Below are 18,402 nucleotides of genomic sequence, written 5' to 3'. Positions count from 1 at the left end.
GAGGAGAATTTTGATGGAATTAGCATTAAAAGACGCGTCAGGCGCTCTTGAAGTTTCAGAAGCAACTTTTGGACGTGAGTTCAACGAAGCTTTGGTACACCAAGTAGTTGTTGCATATGCAGCAGGTGCTCGTCAAGGTACTGTTAAGCAAAAGAACCGTTCTGAAGTTAGCGGTGGTGGCAAGAAGCCATGGCGTCAAAAGGGTACTGGTCGCGCGCGTGCTGGTACAACTCGTGGTCCAATTTGGAGAACAGGTGGCGTTACATTTGCTGCTCGTCCTCAAGATCACAGCCAAAAAGTAAACCGTAAAATGTATCGTGGTGCGATCAAAAGCATCTTATCTGAGTTAGTACGCCAAGAACGTTTAGTGATTGTAAATGACTTCTCAGTTGATACACCTAAAACGAAAGACTTAGTGTCTAAGTTAAAAGGTTTAGAGCTTAAAGATGTATTAATTGTTACACCAGAAGTAGATGAGAATTTATTCCTTTCTGCTCGTAACTTATACAAAGTTGACGTAGTTGACGTACAAGCGATTGACCCTGTTTCTTTAGTTGGTTTCGAAAAAGTATTAATGACTGCTGACGCGGTTAAGCAAATCGAGGAGATGTTAGCATGATAAGCGAAGAACGTTTGTTAAAAGTGCTTTTAGCACCAAACATTTCTGAAAAAGCAACATTGACTGCAGAAGCAAACAACACGATTGTTTTCAAAGTAGCCACTGATGCTAAGAAAGCTGAAATCAAAGCGGCAGTAGAGAAACTTTTCGACGTAAAAGTTGACGGTGTTCGTACTTTAAATGTTAAGGGTAAAGCTAAGCGCACGGGAGCTCGTATGGGCCGTCGTAGTGACTGGAAAAAAGCTTATGTAACTCTTGCTGAAGGTAGTGACATCGACTTCGTTGGCGCAGAAGCATAGGAGAAGCAAAATGGCAGTTGTTAAATGTAAACCAACTTCTCCGGGTCGTCGCCACGTAATAAAAGTGACTAACCCGGACCTATATAAAGGTAAGCCTTACGCACCTCTTTTAGAGAAAAACTCTAAGTCTGGTGGTCGTAATAACACGGGCCGTATTACTGTTCGTCACGTTGGTGGTGGTCATAAGCATCATTATCGTGTAATCGACTTTAAGCGTACTAAAGATGGTATCCCTGCAAAAGTAGAACGTGTGGAATATGATCCAAACCGTTCAGCTAATATTGCATTAGTATTATATGCAGACGGTGAGCGTCGTTATATTTTAGCGCCAAAAGGCCTAAAAGCTGGTGATGCAGTACAGTCTGGTGCAGATGCACCGATTAAAGCAGGTAATACATTACCATTGCGCAACGCACCATTAGGTAGTGTTGTACACGCAATTGAACTTAAGCCTGGCAAAGGTGCTCAAATCGCTCGTGCGGCGGGTACTTACGCTCAGTTAGTTGCAAAAGACGGTGCTTATGTAACTTTACGTCTTCGCTCAGGCGAAATGCGCAAAGTAGAAGCAGATTGTCGTGCAACTTTAGGTGAAATCGGCAACGCTGAACACATGCTTCGCTCTCTGGGTAAAGCTGGTGCTAATCGTTGGCGTGGTGTTCGCCCAACAGTTCGTGGTGTAGCCATGAACCCAGTTGATCACCCTCACGGTGGTGGTGAAGGTAAAACTTCAGGCGGTCGTCACCCGGTATCTCCTTGGGGTGTACCAACTAAGGGTTATAAGACTCGTAAGAACAAGCGTACAGATAAATTTATCGTACGTCGTCGTACTAAGTAATTAGTGCTTAATTAATTAAAGAGGAATCACCATGCCACGTTCTCTCAAGAAAGGTCCTTTTATTGACCTACACTTGTTGACGAAGGTAGAGAAAGCGGTGGAAAGCGGGAATAAAAAGCCAATCAAAACTTGGTCCCGTCGCTCAATGATCATACCTAATATGATTGGATTGACTATCGCTGTCCATAATGGTCGTCAACACGTTCCTGTATTTGTTACCGAAGAAATGATCGGTCACAAATTGGGTGAATTTGCACCAACACGTACTTATCGCGGCCATGCTGCTGATAAGAAAGCGAAGAAGAAGTAAGGGGAAGTTAAATGGAAGCTATTGCTAAACATAAATTTGCCCGTGGTTCTGCTCAAAAAGCACGTTTAGTTGTGGATCAAATCCGCGGCTTGCATGTTGAGAAAGCTTTGGAAATCTTAGAATACAGCAACAAAGGTGCTGCTGTATTAGTAAAGAAAGTACTTAACTCAGCAATTGCTAACGCAGAGCATAACGAAGGTGCAGACATTGATGATTTATTCGTTAAAACCATTATGGTTGACGATGGTCCTACAATGAAGCGTATTAAGCCTCGTGCGAAAGGTCGCGCGGATCGTATCCTGAAGCGTACAAGTCACATTACTGTGATTGTTGCTGATAGCTAGGAGATATTAGAATGGGTCAAAAAGTCCATCCAAATGGTATTCGCTTAGGTATCACTAAACCTTTCGCGTCTACTTGGTTTGCAAGTAGCAAAGAGTTTGCAGATAACTTACACGGCGATCATTTAGTTCGTGCATACTTATCTGAAAAACTTAAGCGTGCATCATTATCAAAAATCGTGATTGAGCGTCCAGCTAAATCTATCCGCGTAACAATTCACACGGCTCGTCCTGGTGTTGTTATCGGTAAGAAAGGCGAAGACGTAGAAAAATTACGTGTAAAAGTATCTAAAATTGCTGGTGTACCTGCACAAATTAATATTGCAGAAGTACGTAAGCCAGAAATGGATTCACAATTAGTTGCTGACAGCATCGCGAGCCAATTAGAGCGTCGTGTTATGTTCCGTCGTGCAATGAAACGTGCTGTTCAAAACGCTATGCGTTTAGGTGCTAAGGGTATCAAAGTAGAAGTTAGCGGTCGTTTAGGCGGCGCAGATATTGCTCGTTCAGAGTGGTATCGTGAAGGTCGTGTACCTCTTCACACTTTACGTGCAGATATTGATTATTCAATTGCACGTGCTGACACTACTTATGGTGTAATCGGTATTAAAGTTTGGATCTTTAAAGGTGAAGTAATTGGTGGTATGCCTGCACAGGTAGAAGCCCCAGCTAAACCTAAGAAAAGAAACAACCGCAAGAGCAAGTAGGGGATAAGTAATGTTACAACCAAAACGTACTAAATTCCGTAAGCAATTTAAATTGCGTAACCGTGGTCTTGCGAACACTGGTAGCACTGTAAGCTTCGGTACTTACGGCCTTAAATCTGTAGAGCGTGGTCGTATGACTGCTCGTCAGATTGAAGCGGCACGTCGTGCAATGACACGTCACGTTAAGCGTCAAGGTAAAATCTGGATCCGTGTATTCCCAGACAAACCAATTACCAAGAAGCCTCTTGAGGTTCGTATGGGTAAAGGTAAAGGTTCTGTGGAATATTGGGTATGTCAAATTCTACCAGGTCGTGTTCTTTATGAAATGGAAGGTGTATCAGAAGAGTTAGCGCGTGAAGCATTTGCTTTAGCAGCAGCTAAACTTCCGTTCAAAACAACCTTCGTAACTAGAACGGTGATGTAATGAAAGCTAGCGAATTAAAAGACAAAAGCATTGAAGAGTTAAATGCTGAATTACTTGAGCTTATGCGCGAACAGTTTAACTATCGCATGCAAGCAAGCACAGGTCAGTTAGCACAAACTCACTTGCTAAAAACGGTACGTCGCAATATTGCACGTGTTAAGACTATCATAACTGAGAAGGCTGGTAAGTAATGAGCGATAAAATTCGTACACTACAAGGTCGTGTAATCAGTGACAAAATGGATAAGTCTATCACTGTCCTGATTGAGCGTCGTGTTAAGCACCCTATCTACGGTAAGTTCATTTCGCGTTCAACTAAGTTGAAAGCACATGATGAAGCTAACGTATGTAATGCGGGTGATATTGTAACTATTCGTGAATGTGCTCCTATTTCTAAGAGTAAATCTTGGACATTAGTAGACGTAGTTGAAAAAGCGTAATTGCTGATTTAACATCACAATAAGTACAATATAAAAGGCTCTGCTAGTAATAGCAGAGCCTTTTTTTTGTTAAATAGAAAACCTTCTATTTTTAATCACTAATTCTCATTAAAAGGCTATGCCTTAAAAATTTATTCATATTTATTTTCCTTGAACGATAAATGTACGTGACCACTTAATTGGTATTATTACTCAGGGGTTGAAACTAAGGTTAATCATCACTATCTCTTTGATAGGTATTCATAAAATTACCATAATATCTGTAAGTATTGAGGGTGTTAATCGGATGGAAATTCATACAATTGATAAAGAGAGTAAACGTTAATTTAATGATTTTTTCGGAAAGTAAATCGCGCATACCTGCGCTATAAATGACATAGAAATAACTTTCAAAAAGCACGCCTTAAATTTTCTCAGCTACAGTAAAGAAAATTGTTTATTTAAAGTACCATTTTGAAATAAGTGGTGTTATAATCTCGCGCCCTCCGAATAACGGATGGGTTTTAAAGGCAGTGACGGGTCAAATTTCTGGCCTTGAATTTTATAACAGCGGAGCACATAAAATGATCCAAATGCAAACACAGCTAGACGTTGCTGATAACAGTGGCGCTCGACGCGTGCAATGTATTAAGGTCCTTGGTGGCTCGCACCGTCGCTATGCACGCATAGGTGACGTCATCAAAGTTGCAGTGAAGGAAGCAATTCCTCGCGGCAAAGTAAAAAAAGGTGATGTACTAAATGCGGTAGTGGTGCGCACTAAAAAGGGCGTTCGTCGCCAGGATGGCTCAGCCATTCGCTTTGACGGCAACGCGGCTGTAATGCTTAATGCAAATTTACAGCCAATTGGTACTCGTATTTTCGGGCCGGTAACACGTGAATTAAGAACTGAAAAGTTCATGAAAATCGTGTCACTTGCACCAGAAGTACTATAAGGAGTCACGATAATGGCAAATAAGATTCGTCGTGATGATGAAGTAATCGTACTTGCAGGTAAAGACAAGGGCAAAACTGGTAAAGTTACTAAAGTTCTTGTTGAAGACAGCAAAGTATTTGTAGAAGGTGTTAACTTAGTTAAGAAGCATCAGAAGCCTGTACCTCAGTTACAGCAAGCTGGTGGCATCGTAGAAAAAGAAGCACCTATAAACGTATCTAATGTTGCGATCGTAAACCCTGCTACTGGCAAGGCAGATCGTGTTGGTTTTAGAATTGAAGACGGCAAGAAAGTTCGTTTTTTCAAATCTAATAACGAATTAGTTTAATTTTAATTGGAGTAAACGATGGCGAAACTGCATGATTTTTACAAAGATACAGTTGTAGCTGAACTTCAAAAGAAGTTTGATTACAAAAGTGTCATGCAAGTCCCTCGGATTGAAAAGATCACCCTTAATATGGGTGTTGGTGAAGCAATTGCCGATAAAAAGGTTTTAGAAGCTGCCACAAATGATCTTACTGCAATCTCAGGTCAAAAGCCTCTGATCACTAAAGCACGCAAATCTGTTGCTGGCTTTAAGATCCGTGAAGGCTATCCTATTGGCGCAAAAGTAACTTTACGCGGCGAAAGAATGTGGGAATTTTTAGAGCGTTTAATCTCTATTTCAGTTCCTCGTATTCGTGATTTCCGCGGCTTGAACCCTAAGTCGTTCGATGGTCGTGGTAATTATAGCATGGGCGTGAAAGAGCAAATCATCTTCCCAGAAATCGATTATGATAAAATCGATAAGATTCGTGGTATGGATATTACTATCACTACTACTGCGCAATCTAATGAAGAAGGTCATGCTTTGCTGACTGCCTTTAACTTTCCGTTCAAGAAATAAGGTGTAGAGTTATGGCTAAATCGTCAATGAAAGCTCGTGAAGCAAATCGCACTAAACTAGTTGCAAAGTACGCTGAAAAGCGTCGTGCTTTAAAAGAAATCATCTCAAGCGTTAACTCTTCTGAAGAAGAGCGTTGGGATGCCGTTTTAAAACTTCAAACTTTACCACGTGACTCAAGTTCATCACGTCAACGTAATCGTTGTAACGTGACGGGTCGTCCACATGGTTACTTACGTAAGTTCGGCCTTAGCCGTATTCAATTACGTGAGCACATGATGCGCGGTGAAGTTCCTGGTCTTAAGAAAGCTAGTTGGTAATTCACGGGAGTAAATGGTTATGATGACTGATCCTATCGCGGACATGTTTACACGCATCCGCAACGGTCAATCTGCAGCAAAGGCTGCAGTAACAATGCCATCTTCTAAGCTTAAAGTTGCTATTGCTAACTTGCTTAAAGAAGAAGGTTTTATTTCAGATTATTCAGTGTCTGGTGATGTAAAACCAGAATTAACTGTAGAATTGAAATATTTTGAAGGTAAAGAAGTAATCGAAACAATTAAACGTGTTTCTCGTCCTGGCCTACGTGTTTATAAAGGAGCTACTGAGCTTCCTAAAGTACTAGCTGGTATGGGTATCGCTATCGTTTCTACTTCTAAAGGTTTGATGGCGGATCGCGACGCTCGTAAAGCGGGTCTAGGTGGCGAAATCCTTGGTACAGTAGCGTAAGGAGCTAAATTATGTCTCGTGTTGCAAAAGCACTTGTCGAAGTTCCTGCTGGCGTTACTGTTACGTTATCAGGCCAAGACATCACAGTTAAAGGTCCTGTTGGAGAACTATCTACAACTATTCATGGTCTTGTTACAGTTTCTCAAGAAGAAAACTTTATCAAGACAGACGTAGCTGCAGAAAGTAAAGAAGCATGGACTCAAGCCGGAACTGCACGTGCTAACATCAACAATATGGTTGTTGGCGTGAGCAAAGGTTTCGAAAAGAAATTGATTCTTAACGGTGTTGGTTACCGTGCAAAAGCTGCTGGTAAGGTGTTAAACCTTTCTTTAGGCTTTTCACACCCAGTAGATCATGCAATCCCTGAAGGGGTTACATGTGAGACTCCTAGTCAGACTGAAATTGTACTGAAAAGTGCTAACAAACAGTTGATAGGTCAAGTTGCAGCGAACATTCGTGCATATCGTAAGCCTGAGCCTTATAAAGGTAAAGGTATTCGTTATAGCGATGAACATGTACGCCGTAAAGAAGCTAAGAAGAAGTAGGGTAATACGATGGATAAGAAAACATCTCGTTTACGCCGTGCAAAGCGTGCACGTGCAAAAATCAGCGAGTTGGGTGCGAATCGTTTAGTCGTTCACCGTACTCCTCGTCATATTTACGCGCAACTTATCGCTCCAACTGGTTCTGAAGTTTTAGCATCAGCTTCAACTTTAGATAAAGAAGTGAAAGCACAAGTTGAAAAAACAGGTAACATTGCTGCAGCTGAAGCTGTTGGCAAAGCAATCGCAGAACGTGCAAAAGCTAAAGGCGTAGAGTCAGTAGCATTTGATCGTTCAGGTTTCCGTTACCACGGTCGCGTGAAAGCGTTAGCTGAAGCAGCTCGTGAAGCTGGCCTTCAGTTCTAGGAGTTTATGATGGCTAATGTAGAAAACACACAACAAAGTGATTTAGCTGAGAAATTGATTGCTGTTAACCGCGTGTCAAAAGTGGTTAAAGGTGGTCGTATTTTCAGTTTCACAGCACTAACAGTAGTTGGTGATGGTAATGGCCGCGTTGGTTTTGGTTACGGTAAAGCACGTGAAGTGCCTGCTGCTATCCAAAAAGCAATGGAAAAGGCTCGTCGTAACTTAGTAACCATTGACTTGAAGGGTACAACTCTTCAACACCCTATTAAGGGTCGTCATTCTGGTTCTAAAGTTTACATGCAACCTGCGTCAGAAGGTACAGGTATCATCGCCGGTGGCGCGATGCGTGCAGTACTAGAAGTTGCAGGCGTACAGAACGTATTGTCTAAAGCATACGGTTCTACTAACCCAATCAACGTAGTACGTGCTACTGTTTCAGCGCTAGCGAATATGAAATCGCCAGCAACTGTTGCAGCTAAGCGTGGTAAAAGCGTTGAAGAGATCTTGGGGTAATTACCATGGCTAAAACAGTTAAAGTAACTCAAGTTAAAAGTTCTATCGGTCGTTTACCGAAACATAGAGCTACATTGAAAGGTCTTGGTTTACGTCGTATCAATCATACAGTTGAGTTAGAAGATACTCCATCTGTACGTGGTATGATCAATCAAGTACATTACATGATTAAGGTGGAGGATTAATAATGCATTTAAATACTTTATCTCCTGCACCAGGCGCTAAAAAAGCCAAGAAACGCGTAGGTCGTGGTATTGGTTCTGGCTTAGGTAAAACAGCTGGTCGCGGGCACAAAGGTCAGAAGTCACGTTCTGGTGGTAGTGTTCGTCCAGGTTTTGAAGGCGGTCAAATGCCATTAAAACAACGTTTACCGAAGTTCGGTTTTACGTCTCGCAAAGCATTAGTACATGCTGAAGTTCGTTTACACGAATTAAACAATGTAGATGCAGATGTTGTAGATATTTACGCGCTTAAAAATGCGAACTTAATCACACGTAACATTGAAACAGTTAAGGTTATGCTTTCGGGCGAAATCACTAAGCCTGTTACAATTCGTGGTTTAGGTGTTACTAAAGGTGCTCGTGCAGCTATTGAAGCTGCTGGTGGCAAGATCGAGGAATAATACAGGTTATGGCTACACCAGGAATGGATAACAAAGGTTCAGGCGGATTGTCTGAACTGAAACAAAGATTATGGTTCGTACTATTAGCACTTATTGTGTTTAGACTAGGATCATTTGTGCCAATCCCTGGTATTGACGCCGCTGTATTAGCTCAGTTGTTTGAACAACAAAAGGGCACCATTGTAGAAATGTTTAACATGTTCTCTGGTGGTGCACTTGAGCGTGCCTCTGTATTGGCTCTAGGTATTATGCCTTATATTTCAGCTTCAATTATTATGCAGCTATTAACGGTGATTCACCCGACAATGGCAGAGCTTAAAAAAGAAGGTGAAGCAGGGCGTAGAAAAATAAGTCAATATACGCGCTACGGTACTTTAGTACTTGCAACAGTACAATCAATAGCGATAGCCAAAAGCTTACCGGGTATGATGCCTGGTTTGGTAATGGATGCAGGGTTTGGTTTTTACTTTACCGCTGTTGTATCGCTAGTCACTGGCACCATGTTTTTAATGTGGTTAGGTGAGCAAATCACAGAACGAGGTATTGGTAACGGTATCTCAATTTTGATATTTGCTGGTATTGTTGCTGGTATGCCTTCTGCTGTTGGTCAAACAGCTGAGATGGCGCGTCAAGGTGAAATTAACATTTTAGTATTATTGCTGATTGCAGTAATTGTGTTTGCAGTAACATTTTTTGTTGTTTTTGTTGAACGTGGGCAACGTCGTATCGTTGTTAACTACGCTAAACGTCAACAAGGTAGAAAAGTGTTTGCTGCACAAAGTACGCATTTACCACTTAAAGTAAATATGGCGGGTGTTATACCACCTATATTTGCTTCTAGTATCTTGCTATTCCCTGGCTCTATTGCGAGTTGGTTTGGCCAAGGTGAAGGTATGATAGCGGACGTACTTCAGGAGTTATCAATTGCGATTTCTCCAGGTCAACCGCTATATGTTATGCTACTTGCTGCTGCGATAATATTTTTCTGTTTCTTTTACACGGCATTGGTATTTAATCCGCGTGAAACCGCAGATAACCTGAAAAAATCTGGTGCGTTTATTCCTGGGATTCGTCCTGGTGAACAAACGTCAAAGTATATAGATAAAGTAATGACACGCTTAACCTTAACAGGTGCGCTTTATATTACCTTTATCTGTTTGGTTCCTGAGTTTATGATGATTGCATGGGATGTACAGTTTTACTTCGGTGGAACATCGTTACTGATCATTGTTGTTGTTATTATGGACTTTATGGCTCAAGTACAAACGCATTTGATGTCTCATCAATATGACAGCGTACTTAAGAAAGCAAACCTTAAAGGCTATGGCCGATAAGCTTGCTGACGTTAATTAACGGAGTAGAAAATGAAAGTTCGTGCATCCGTAAAAAAGATTTGCCGTAACTGCAAAGTTGTTAAACGTGCTGGTGTTGTTCGAGTAATTTGCAAGACCGACCCTAAGCATAAGCAACGCCAAGGTTAATCTTTTTGAAGTGTCATTGATTTTACGAATTAGTGACACTTTAATTTGCAAAAGATGGGCGGGTTGAGTATCCTAACGGGCTTTTCAACCTGTGGTTATTAATTAATTAAATATAGGAGATGTGTTAGTGGCCCGTATCGCTGGCATTAACATCCCTGATCGTAAACATGCAGTAATTGCCCTTACTGCGATTTACGGTATCGGAGCAACACGCGCAAAAGCAATTTGCGTGTCAACTGGTATCGCAGAATCTACAAAGATCAGTGAATTAGACGAAGCACAAATCGATTTGCTTCGTGCAGAAGTGGATAAGTACACTGTAGAAGGTGACTTACGCCGTGAAGTTTCAATGAACATCAAACGTTTGATGGACCTAGGTTGTTTCCGTGGTATACGCCACCGTCGCAGTCTACCTCTACGTGGTCAGCGCACGAAAACAAATGCGCGTACCCGTAAAGGTCCTCGCAAACCTATCAAGAAGTAGCGAGGGGATAGAAAATGGCTAAAACTCCAGTTCGTTCACGCAAACGCGTGAAAAAACAAGTTGCTGATGGCATGGCTCATATCCATGCTTCTTTCAACAACACAATCGTAACTCTGACAGACCGTCAAGGTAATGCATTATCTTGGGCAACTGCAGGTGGTTCAGGTTTTCGTGGTTCACGTAAATCTACTCCGTTTGCTGCTCAGGTAGCTGCTGACCGTGCGGGTAAAGCTGCGCAAGAGTTTGGGTTGAAGAATATTGAAGTGTTCGTTAAAGGTCCAGGTCCAGGTCGTGAATCTGCAATCCGTGCCTTAAATGCTGCTGGTTTTAAAATCACCAACATTACTGACGTAACACCTATTCCTCATAATGGTTGTCGTCCTCCTAAGAAACGTCGCGTTTAATAGGATAGTTGGAGAAAGAAAATGGCAAGATATTTAGGTCCTAAGTTAAAGCTTAGTCGCCGTGAAGGAACCGATTTATTCCTTAAAAGCGGTGTTCGAGCAATTGACACTAAATGTAAATTCGAAATGATCCCAGGTCAGCACGGCGCACGTCGCGGTCGTTTGTCTGACTATGGTGTTCAGCTTCGTGAGAAGCAAAAAGTACGTCGTATTTATGGCGTATTAGAAAAACAATTCCGTAACTATTACAAAGAAGCTGCACGCTTAAAAGGTAATACAGGTGAAAACTTGTTACAACTTTTAGAAAAGCGTTTAGATAACGTTGTATATCGTATGGGCTTTGCTAGTACTCGTGCAGAAGCGCGTCAGTTAGTAAGTCACAAATCGATCGTAGTAAACGGTAAAGTTGTAAATATTCCATCTTTCACTGTTAAAGCTGAAGACGTGGTTTCTGTTCGTGAAAAATCTAAGACTCAAGCACGTATTATTGCTGCTTTAGAATTAGCTGAGCAACGTGAAAAGCCAGTCTGGGTTGAAGTAGATAATAAGAAAATGGAAGGCGTATTTAAACGTGTTCCTGATCGTTCAGATTTATCTGCTGAAATTAATGAACAGTTGATAGTAGAACTTTACTCTAAGTAAAGCTGAACTTTAAGAGAGGACATAATGCAGGGTTCTGTAACCGAATTTCTAAGACCACGAATGGTAGACATCGAAACTGTTAGTGCTACCCGTTCTAAAGTTACTTTAGAACCACTTGAACGTGGTTTTGGTCACACTTTAGGTAATGCCTTACGTCGTATTTTATTATCTTCAATGCCGGGTTGTGCCGTCACTGAAGTTGAGATAGACGGCGTATTACATGAATACAGTAGTAAAGAAGGTGTTCAAGAGGATATCATCGAAATACTGTTAAACCTTAAAGGACTAGCGATAGGTTTAGAAGGCAAAACTGAAGCAGTTCTTACCTTAACTAAGTCAGGTGAAGGCCCTGTTACGGCAGCTGATATTCAACATGACGGTGATGTAACTATTGCAAACCCTGAACATGTGATTTGTCACTTAACTGGTGACGGTTCTATCAGTATGCGCGTTAAAGTAGAAATGGGCCGTGGTTACGTTCCTGCTTCTACTCGCCGCGAAGCCGAAGATGAAGATCGTGCAATTGGTCGTTTACTTGTTGACGCTTCTTTCAGCCCTGTTGTTCGTATTGCTTATGATGTTGATTCTGCGCGTGTTGAACAGCGCACAGATTTAGATAAATTAATCATAGACATGGAAACTAACGGCACGTTAGATCCAGAAGAAGCAATCCGTCGTGCTTCAACAATTCTTGCTGAACAGCTTGATGCATTTGTTGAATTACGTGATGTAACAGAAGTTGAACCGAAAGAAGAAAAACCTCTTTTCGATCCAATTTTACTTCGTCCAGTTGATGACCTCGAGCTTACTGTTCGTTCTGCGAACTGCTTAAAAGCAGAAGCGATTCAATATATTGGTGATTTAGTACAGCGTGCAGAAGTCGAACTTCTTAAAACACCTAATTTAGGTAAGAAGTCTCTGACTGAAATCAAAGACGTGTTAGCGTCTCGTGGCTTGTCTCTAGGTATGCGCTTAGAAAACTGGCCACCAGAAAGCATTGCTGATAACGACTAAGTCGGTCATCATTTTTATTAGTTTGAGATAAGGATTAACTTATGCGCCATCGTAAAAGCGGTCGCCAGTTAAACCGTAATAGCAGTCATCGCCAAGCGATGTTCCGCAATATGGCAAGTTCTTTAGTAAAGCACGGTGTTATTAAAACAACGGTTGCTAAAGCTAAAGAATTACGTCGCGTTGTTGAGCCATTAATTACTTTGGCCAAAACCGACAGTGTAGCAAATCGTCGTTTAGCGTTTGCTCGTACACGTAATCAAGAAGTAGTAGGTTTATTATTTAGCGAACTTGGTCCTCGTTACCAAGAACGTCCAGGTGGATATACACGTATTTTAAAATGCGGTTACCGTACTGGTGATAAAGCTCCTATGGCTTACGTTGAACTTGTTGATCGTCCAGCAACTGAAGAAGTAGTTGAAGAGACTGAAGAAGCAAGTGCAGAAGCTTAACTAGTTGAGCTTTCAGATGAAAAAGCGAGGCATTGCCTCGCTTTTTTGTTTTCTGTTGGCTAAAAAGTTGATCTTAGTTTAATTTATCCGTATAACTTTTAGCTCATTCTTTTTCCGGTTTACGCTATGTCTTCACGAAATCCGATCATTGCAGTTACAGGCTCATCAGGTGCAGGAACCTCAACGACGTCTGAATCTTTTGAACATATTTTTCGTTCTTTAGATATCACTTCTGCCAAAGTGGAAGGTGACAGCTTTCACCGCTATTCTCGACAAGAAATGGACCTAGAAAAAAGAAAAGCAAAAGAAATAGGACGGAGAATAAGCTACTTTGGTGATGAGGCGAATGACTTTGATGCATTAGAAAAGCTATTTAAAGATTATTCGGAAACAGGTAAGGGCAAAATGAGAAGGTACTTACATACCTTCGACCAAGCAGTGCCATATAATCAAATGCCTGGTACGTTTACTCCGTGGGAAGACCTCGGTGAAGGTACAGATTTATTATTTTATGAGGGATTACATGGTGGTGTTGTCACCGAAAATAATGATGTTGCCCAATATGTTGACTTATTAATTGGTATGGTACCTATAGTTAACCTTGAATGGATTCAAAAAATTATTCGTGATACTAACCAACGAGGGCATAGCAGGGAAGCCGTCACAGCAAGTATTGTAAGAAGTATGGAAGATTATATCTCTTTTATAACTCCACAGTTTTCAAAAACACATATTAATTTTCAACGTGTTCCCACGGTAGATACTTCTAACCCCTTTAGTGCTAAGGCTATCCCCTCTTTAGACGAAAGCTTTGTGGTTATTCGGTTTAGAGAGGCAAACAATGTAAAGTTTCCTTATTATCTATCTATGATCGAAGGTTCTTTTATGTCGCGTGTAAATACCCTGGTGGTACCCGGCGGTAAAATGGGTTTAGCGATGGAGCTAATTTTAACCCCTTTAATCAAAGAAATTATGGCAAAGAAACACCAAGCAAATAAGCAGTTGGATTGGATGAGTGATTTATGAGCCTAGCCTAGTAGGCTCAATTGATTGGTTTATTCTGGAGTAATAGAATAATCGTGCGTGATATTGACTGATTTATTCAACATTAACGCAACTGAACAATATTTATCCGCTGAAAGACTGACAGCACGCTCAACATGCTTCTCTTGAATACCCGTCCCCGAAATTACAAAATGAAGGTGAATATCTGAAAACAACTTAGGGATAGTATCTACTCGTGTTGCCGATATTTTTACTTTACAGCCACTGATTTGTTGACGAGCTTTTTTGAGAATACTCACGACATCGACAGAAGAACAACTGCCCAAAGACAGTAACACATTTTCTAAAGGACTTGGCGCTAGCGCACCGCTGTTCGCATCCAGTACTATTGTGTGTCCACTTTCTGATATGCCGGCAAACATTTCTTCGCCGATCCACTTAACTTCAGCTTGCATAAATTCTCCAAATAAATAAATTGATTTTACAAAGCAGGTGTCTTAACTAAGAACGCCTGAATGTATTTCTGTATCGAATAAGTTCTTAATAAGAAGTGCGAATTCTTTTAAGAACTCTTGTTGATGGGTAGTCACAGAGTTGTTAACAACACCGGAAAGGATTTCTTGTAGATCATGAACAATATTGTCTACTTCTCGAATAATCGTATTACGTTGATTAAAGCTAAGACTTTCATTTTGACTACACACTAAAATAATTTGTTCTGTTAATTCTTGTTCGATAACTTCCATAACTGATAACGTACCACTATTGTCACTCGCTGTATTTTCAAAGAGTGATAAGTGCTCAGTTAAATATTCAATGATATGAACGTAACCGTCAGTGTCTGTAACCATTATAATTATCCTTCGCTTACATTCCTTTATAGTAAGCCGTCATAACACTAAGAATCAACTATTTCGTTGGTGCTACTTTTCCATCTCTTGAGTATGCTCTCCATTACCAAATAGTAATGCGCTTTGATTTATCTGTTACATTTACGTCAAAATGTAAAAAAACAGTTAAAAATTGATCAAATATGATAGTGATACGTACAAAAAAGCGTACAAAATTACGACTTGTTAATTTATAAAAATAGATTAAATCAAATAATTATCTGTAATTTCAAGCTATTAAAAAAATTTTAAAAAAATATGGAACTTTTTCAAAGATCTAAAAAACAGGTTGAAATTATTCATAAATCAGGCAAGAATGATGTGGATTGTTACATACTGTAACATTGACACATAAATATGTATAAGAACAAGAATTGAAAATCCATTCTTAGTCCAGAGAGAAATAATATTATGAATAATATCATTGCAAAGTCGTTTAAACGTTCTGTAACAGCTGCAGCTGTTGCTGTTTCGTTGGGCGTAGCTATGCCTGCAATTGCTGATAACTCAAGTGGTTCAATCTACGGTAAAGCAATAGAAGGTAAAGTTGTTACAATTAAAAATAAATCAACCGGTTTTAAACGTGACGTTACAATCGGTGAAGATGGCCGCTTTAACTTCTCAAAATTACCTACAGGCTCATATGAAGTATCAAACGGGACTGATACTTTCGATATCGTGGTAAAAATTGGTCAAGGTAGCCCTGTTGATTTCGTTGAAGCATCAGAACGCATTACTGTTGTTGGTTCTGCAGTTGCAGCAATTGATACTGCATCAGTTGAATCTACAACTGTATTTACAGCAGAACAAGTTGACCTTTTACCTGTTGCTCGTGATTTGACTAGTGTTGCATTGCTAGCCCCAAGTACAACTGCTGGTGATAGTGGTTTTGGCAACTTAGCATCATTTGGTGGTTCTTCAGTTGCAGAAAATGGTTACTTTATTAATGGTTTTGACGTAACTAATATTCGTAACTTTGTTGCTTTCGCACAATTACCATACGATGCTGTAGGACAACAACAAGTAAAAACTGGTGGTTACGGTGCTGAATACGGTCGTTCACTTGGTGGTGTGGTGAGTTTGGTAACTAAACGCGGTACAAACGAATGGAAATTCGGTGGTTCTGTTCAATGGACCCCAGAAGAGTTCCGTGAAGAAGGTACAGATTCTGTATCTCGTGATCCAGATATGGAATATTCTACACGCTATCATGCATACCGTTCAGCAAATAAATATGACTACTTAGACTATAATGTTTATGCATCAGGTCCAATTATTGAAGATAAGTTATTTATTTATGCTTTAGCACAAGGCCGCCAAGATCAGTGGAATACTTTCGGACGAACAACTTCTTTAGAGTCAAAGGATAACTCTCCGTTGTATTTAGCGAAAATTGACTGGAATATCACTGATGATCATCTATTAGAAGTTACTTACATTGAAAACAAACAAACAGTTGATCGTACTCCATATGGACACCCAGATGGCGTTTATTATGCACGTGAGCACGGAGATAAGGGCGAGACATACTCTGAAAGTCAAGGCGGTGATGTAACAATTGTTAACTATACTGGTTATATTACAGATAATCTTTCGGTAAGTGCGCTTTGGGGTGAAATGAACAGCGTAGCAGAATGGTCGCGTAATCCTGCAACAGCCCCTGGTGCAGATTGTCCATTAGTGTATGATCGTCGTGATACTCCTAACAGTTCTCAACCAATTGGGTGTTGGGACTACGTAGGTGGACAAACATATGTGCCCGAAGCTGGTATTAAAGATGACAGCGATAAGCGTGATTCTTTACGTTTAGGTTTAGAATATGTAATTGGCGATCATACGATTCGTGCAGGTTATGACCAAGAGAAATTCACTTCTACAAAACGTGGTGAAACGTTAACTGGTGGTGAATACTGGCGTTGGCATATTGCTCAAGACTTGGGTAATGGCGGTCAAAACGTAAATGGTGAGTTCCTAGATGCAGGTACTACGTATTTACGTCATTTAATTATCGACTCTAATTCGGCTTCGTTTGAAGTTGAAAATACTGCTTGGTACATTGAAGACAGCTGGCAAGTAAATGATGAATGGTTAGTTTATTTAGGTCTGCGTTCAGAAGGTTTTGAGAATCGTAACGGTGAAAATGTTGCATTTATCAAGTCTGACAGTGAGTTAGCTCCACGTTTAGGTTTTACTTGGGACATTAATGGTGAAGGTGAGCGTAAACTATATGGTACTGCGGGTCGTTATTATATACCTGTAGCATCTAATTCAAATATTCGTGCTGCTGGTTCTGAAACGTTTATTGAAGATTATTACTATGCTGATAGTGCAAATGAAAACCCAAGAACTGGTGCTCCAGATGTAGTTGGCGGTTTGATTGGTCAACAAAACATAAACTCTGATGGTACAGCAGCAGATCCTCGCACCATTTCAGCTACTAATTTAAGCCCAATGTTCCAAGATGAGTACATATTAGGTTATCAACAGCAAGTAGAAGATTGGGTATATGGTGTAAAAGCTATTTATCGTGATGTTAAAGATGGTATGGACGATTATTGTTCAGCGCAAGCGTTTATCGATTGGGCAGATGATAATGGCTATAATAACTTTGATTATCATTCACTAGCAGGTTGTTTCTTCATGAACCCTGGTCGTGATATTAGCTTAGCAATGGATGTTGAAAACGATGGGAATTTCAAAGAAGTTACCGTTCCAGCAGAATACTTCAACTTAGATACTTACCAGCGTACATATAAAGCACTTGAGTTCACTTTCGAAAAACCATTTGCAGACGGCTGGTTTGTACAGGGTTCTTATACTTTAGCTAAAAGTGAAGGTAACTCAGAAGGTTATGTAAACTCTACATTGCAACAAGCAGATGCAGGTCTTACACAGGATCTTGATCATTACTTATTCCAAACAGGGGCGTATGGATCGCTTCCAAATGATCGTCGCCATACTCTTAAAGTATTTGGTGCATACCAGGTTTCAGATGAGTTATCTGTATCAGCTAACTTACTAGTACAATCTGGTCGTCCTAGAAACTGTGTGGGTTATATCCCATTAGATCAATATAGAGAAGAACTTGGTGTCGATTATGGTATTCTTTCTGCATACGGCGATTCGGCATTCTTCTGTGGTGGTGAGCCAACTCAACGTGGTGATCGAGGACGTACTCCTTGGATTAAAAATGTTGATCTTGGTTTACAATATCGACCAGAGTGGGCAGATGGTTTAACTCTTAAAGTTGATATACGTAATGTATTCAATTTCCAAGAAGTTACTGAGTATAATGAAAGTGGTGATGATGGTTCTGCTACAGCTCCAGTTCCAAACCCTAACTACGGTACACCTGTAAACTTCCAAGCTCCACGTCGAGTAATGTTGACTGCACGTTATAACTTCTAATTTGAAGATATAAATGTAAATTAATAAAAAAACCCCGAATTTCGGGGTTTTTTATTAATAAAAGA

The 18,402-nt window shown here is 40.4% G+C and carries 30 protein-coding genes; 28 read left to right on the top strand and 2 right to left on the bottom strand.

From position 1 onward, the window contains the following. The first annotated feature begins 13 nt into the window (after positions 1-13). The 27 genes from rplD (at position 14) to BI291_RS02520 (ending at position 14,060) form a co-directional block, all read left to right on the top strand. A complete protein-coding gene (gene rplD / locus BI291_RS02650; protein ID WP_074496198.1) occupies positions 14-619 on the top strand; it encodes a 50S ribosomal protein L4 in 606 nt (201 codons plus the stop codon). Then, positions 616-918 (top strand): 50S ribosomal protein L23, encoded by a 303-nt coding sequence (rplW, locus tag BI291_RS02645; RefSeq protein WP_074496197.1) that lies wholly within the window; start codon positions 616-618, stop codon positions 916-918. Before rplD ends, rplW begins: the two co-directional genes overlap by 4 nt. Before the next feature lie 10 nt (positions 919-928). Beyond that, on the top strand, positions 929-1,753 hold the full coding sequence (rplB, locus tag BI291_RS02640; protein WP_074496196.1) for a 50S ribosomal protein L2: 825 nt from the start codon (positions 929-931) through the stop codon (positions 1,751-1,753). 31 nt (positions 1,754-1,784) lie between these two features. Further along, on the top strand, positions 1,785-2,063 hold the full coding sequence (gene rpsS, locus BI291_RS02635) for a 30S ribosomal protein S19 (RefSeq protein ID WP_074496195.1): 279 nt from the start codon (positions 1,785-1,787) through the stop codon (positions 2,061-2,063). An 11-nt stretch (positions 2,064-2,074) separates the two neighbouring features. Beyond that, a complete protein-coding gene (rplV, locus tag BI291_RS02630) occupies positions 2,075-2,407 on the top strand; it encodes a 50S ribosomal protein L22 (RefSeq protein ID WP_074496194.1) in 333 nt (110 codons plus the stop codon). Between the two features lie 11 nt (positions 2,408-2,418). Beyond that, positions 2,419-3,111: a 30S ribosomal protein S3 gene (gene rpsC / locus BI291_RS02625; RefSeq protein WP_074496193.1), complete on the top strand. Its 693-nt coding sequence runs from the start codon at positions 2,419-2,421 to the stop codon at positions 3,109-3,111. Positions 3,112-3,121: 10 nt separating this feature from the next. Next, positions 3,122-3,535, top strand: coding sequence for a 50S ribosomal protein L16 (gene rplP / locus BI291_RS02620; RefSeq protein WP_074496192.1), 414 nt, complete (start codon positions 3,122-3,124; stop codon positions 3,533-3,535). Beyond that, positions 3,535-3,726 carry a 50S ribosomal protein L29 gene (gene rpmC, locus BI291_RS02615; protein WP_074496191.1) on the top strand — a complete coding sequence of 64 codons (192 nt, stop codon included), beginning with the start codon at positions 3,535-3,537 and terminating at the stop codon, positions 3,724-3,726. Before rplP ends, rpmC begins: the two co-directional genes overlap by 1 nt. After that, positions 3,726-3,974: a 30S ribosomal protein S17 gene (gene rpsQ, locus BI291_RS02610; RefSeq protein WP_074496190.1), complete on the top strand. Its 249-nt coding sequence runs from the start codon at positions 3,726-3,728 to the stop codon at positions 3,972-3,974. Before rpmC ends, rpsQ begins: the two co-directional genes overlap by 1 nt. Before the next feature lie 563 nt (positions 3,975-4,537). Next, positions 4,538-4,906, top strand: coding sequence for a 50S ribosomal protein L14 (rplN, locus tag BI291_RS02605; protein ID WP_074496222.1), 369 nt, complete (start codon positions 4,538-4,540; stop codon positions 4,904-4,906). A gap of 12 nt (positions 4,907-4,918) precedes the next feature. Next, positions 4,919-5,233: a 50S ribosomal protein L24 gene (rplX, locus tag BI291_RS02600; protein WP_074496189.1), complete on the top strand. Its 315-nt coding sequence runs from the start codon at positions 4,919-4,921 to the stop codon at positions 5,231-5,233. Positions 5,234-5,251: 18 nt separating this feature from the next. After that, positions 5,252-5,791 carry a 50S ribosomal protein L5 gene (rplE, locus tag BI291_RS02595; RefSeq protein WP_074496188.1) on the top strand — a complete coding sequence of 180 codons (540 nt, stop codon included), beginning with the start codon at positions 5,252-5,254 and terminating at the stop codon, positions 5,789-5,791. Between the two features lie 11 nt (positions 5,792-5,802). After that, positions 5,803-6,108, top strand: a complete 306-nt coding sequence (gene rpsN, locus BI291_RS02590; RefSeq protein WP_074496187.1) for a 30S ribosomal protein S14 — start codon at positions 5,803-5,805, stop codon at positions 6,106-6,108. A gap of 13 nt (positions 6,109-6,121) precedes the next feature. Then, entirely contained in the window at positions 6,122-6,517 is a 396-nt protein-coding gene (gene rpsH, locus BI291_RS02585) for a 30S ribosomal protein S8 (protein ID WP_175573066.1), read from the top strand. Positions 6,518-6,528: 11 nt separating this feature from the next. Then, positions 6,529-7,062 (top strand): 50S ribosomal protein L6, encoded by a 534-nt coding sequence (gene rplF / locus BI291_RS02580; protein ID WP_074496186.1) that lies wholly within the window; start codon positions 6,529-6,531, stop codon positions 7,060-7,062. A gap of 9 nt (positions 7,063-7,071) precedes the next feature. Further along, positions 7,072-7,425 carry a 50S ribosomal protein L18 gene (rplR, locus tag BI291_RS02575; RefSeq protein WP_074496185.1) on the top strand — a complete coding sequence of 118 codons (354 nt, stop codon included), beginning with the start codon at positions 7,072-7,074 and terminating at the stop codon, positions 7,423-7,425. A 9-nt stretch (positions 7,426-7,434) separates the two neighbouring features. After that, a complete protein-coding gene (gene rpsE / locus BI291_RS02570; protein WP_074496184.1) occupies positions 7,435-7,938 on the top strand; it encodes a 30S ribosomal protein S5 in 504 nt (167 codons plus the stop codon). A 5-nt stretch (positions 7,939-7,943) separates the two neighbouring features. Next, positions 7,944-8,123, top strand: a complete 180-nt coding sequence (rpmD, locus tag BI291_RS02565) for a 50S ribosomal protein L30 (RefSeq protein WP_074496183.1) — start codon at positions 7,944-7,946, stop codon at positions 8,121-8,123. 2 nt (positions 8,124-8,125) lie between these two features. Beyond that, on the top strand, positions 8,126-8,560 hold the full coding sequence (gene rplO / locus BI291_RS02560; RefSeq protein ID WP_074496182.1) for a 50S ribosomal protein L15: 435 nt from the start codon (positions 8,126-8,128) through the stop codon (positions 8,558-8,560). 8 nt (positions 8,561-8,568) lie between these two features. After that, positions 8,569-9,894, top strand: a complete 1,326-nt coding sequence (gene secY, locus BI291_RS02555; RefSeq protein ID WP_074496181.1) for a preprotein translocase subunit SecY — start codon at positions 8,569-8,571, stop codon at positions 9,892-9,894. Positions 9,895-9,924: 30 nt separating this feature from the next. Further along, positions 9,925-10,041, top strand: coding sequence for a 50S ribosomal protein L36 (gene rpmJ / locus BI291_RS02550; RefSeq protein ID WP_074496180.1), 117 nt, complete (start codon positions 9,925-9,927; stop codon positions 10,039-10,041). Positions 10,042-10,168: 127 nt separating this feature from the next. Further along, a complete protein-coding gene (gene rpsM / locus BI291_RS02545; protein ID WP_074496179.1) occupies positions 10,169-10,525 on the top strand; it encodes a 30S ribosomal protein S13 in 357 nt (118 codons plus the stop codon). A 14-nt stretch (positions 10,526-10,539) separates the two neighbouring features. Then, positions 10,540-10,929, top strand: a complete 390-nt coding sequence (rpsK, locus tag BI291_RS02540) for a 30S ribosomal protein S11 (RefSeq protein ID WP_074496178.1) — start codon at positions 10,540-10,542, stop codon at positions 10,927-10,929. A gap of 21 nt (positions 10,930-10,950) precedes the next feature. Next, positions 10,951-11,571 carry a 30S ribosomal protein S4 gene (gene rpsD / locus BI291_RS02535; RefSeq protein WP_074496177.1) on the top strand — a complete coding sequence of 207 codons (621 nt, stop codon included), beginning with the start codon at positions 10,951-10,953 and terminating at the stop codon, positions 11,569-11,571. 24 nt (positions 11,572-11,595) lie between these two features. Then, positions 11,596-12,585 (top strand): DNA-directed RNA polymerase subunit alpha, encoded by a 990-nt coding sequence (gene rpoA / locus BI291_RS02530; protein WP_074496176.1) that lies wholly within the window; start codon positions 11,596-11,598, stop codon positions 12,583-12,585. Positions 12,586-12,626: 41 nt separating this feature from the next. Continuing rightward, entirely contained in the window at positions 12,627-13,034 is a 408-nt protein-coding gene (rplQ, locus tag BI291_RS02525; protein ID WP_074496175.1) for a 50S ribosomal protein L17, read from the top strand. 126 nt (positions 13,035-13,160) lie between these two features. Further along, positions 13,161-14,060 (top strand): phosphoribulokinase, encoded by a 900-nt coding sequence (locus BI291_RS02520; protein WP_074496174.1) that lies wholly within the window; start codon positions 13,161-13,163, stop codon positions 14,058-14,060. Positions 14,061-14,089: 29 nt separating this feature from the next. Here the strand turns inward: BI291_RS02520 and BI291_RS02515 are convergent, their stop codons facing one another. Then, a complete protein-coding gene (locus BI291_RS02515) occupies positions 14,090-14,494 on the bottom strand; it encodes an OsmC family protein (RefSeq protein ID WP_074496173.1) in 405 nt (134 codons plus the stop codon). Between the two features lie 42 nt (positions 14,495-14,536). Further along, positions 14,537-14,890, bottom strand: coding sequence for a DUF3802 family protein (locus BI291_RS02510; protein WP_074496172.1), 354 nt, complete (start codon positions 14,888-14,890; stop codon positions 14,537-14,539). Positions 14,891-15,340: 450 nt separating this feature from the next. Between BI291_RS02510 and BI291_RS02505 the strand changes: the two genes are divergently transcribed. Further along, the gene (locus BI291_RS02505; RefSeq protein ID WP_074496171.1) at positions 15,341-18,337 is read left to right on the top strand and encodes a TonB-dependent receptor; all 2,997 of its coding nucleotides are present in this window, start codon (positions 15,341-15,343) and stop codon (positions 18,335-18,337) included. Positions 18,338-18,402: the final 65 nt, after the last annotated feature.

Origin of the sequence: Thalassotalea sp. PP2-459 (assembly GCF_001913705.1) — a bacterium.
GTDB classification, from domain to species: Bacteria; Pseudomonadota; Gammaproteobacteria; order Enterobacterales; family Alteromonadaceae; genus Thalassotalea_C; species Thalassotalea_C hakodatensis.
This window is presented reverse-complemented; position numbering and strand designations above follow the sequence as displayed.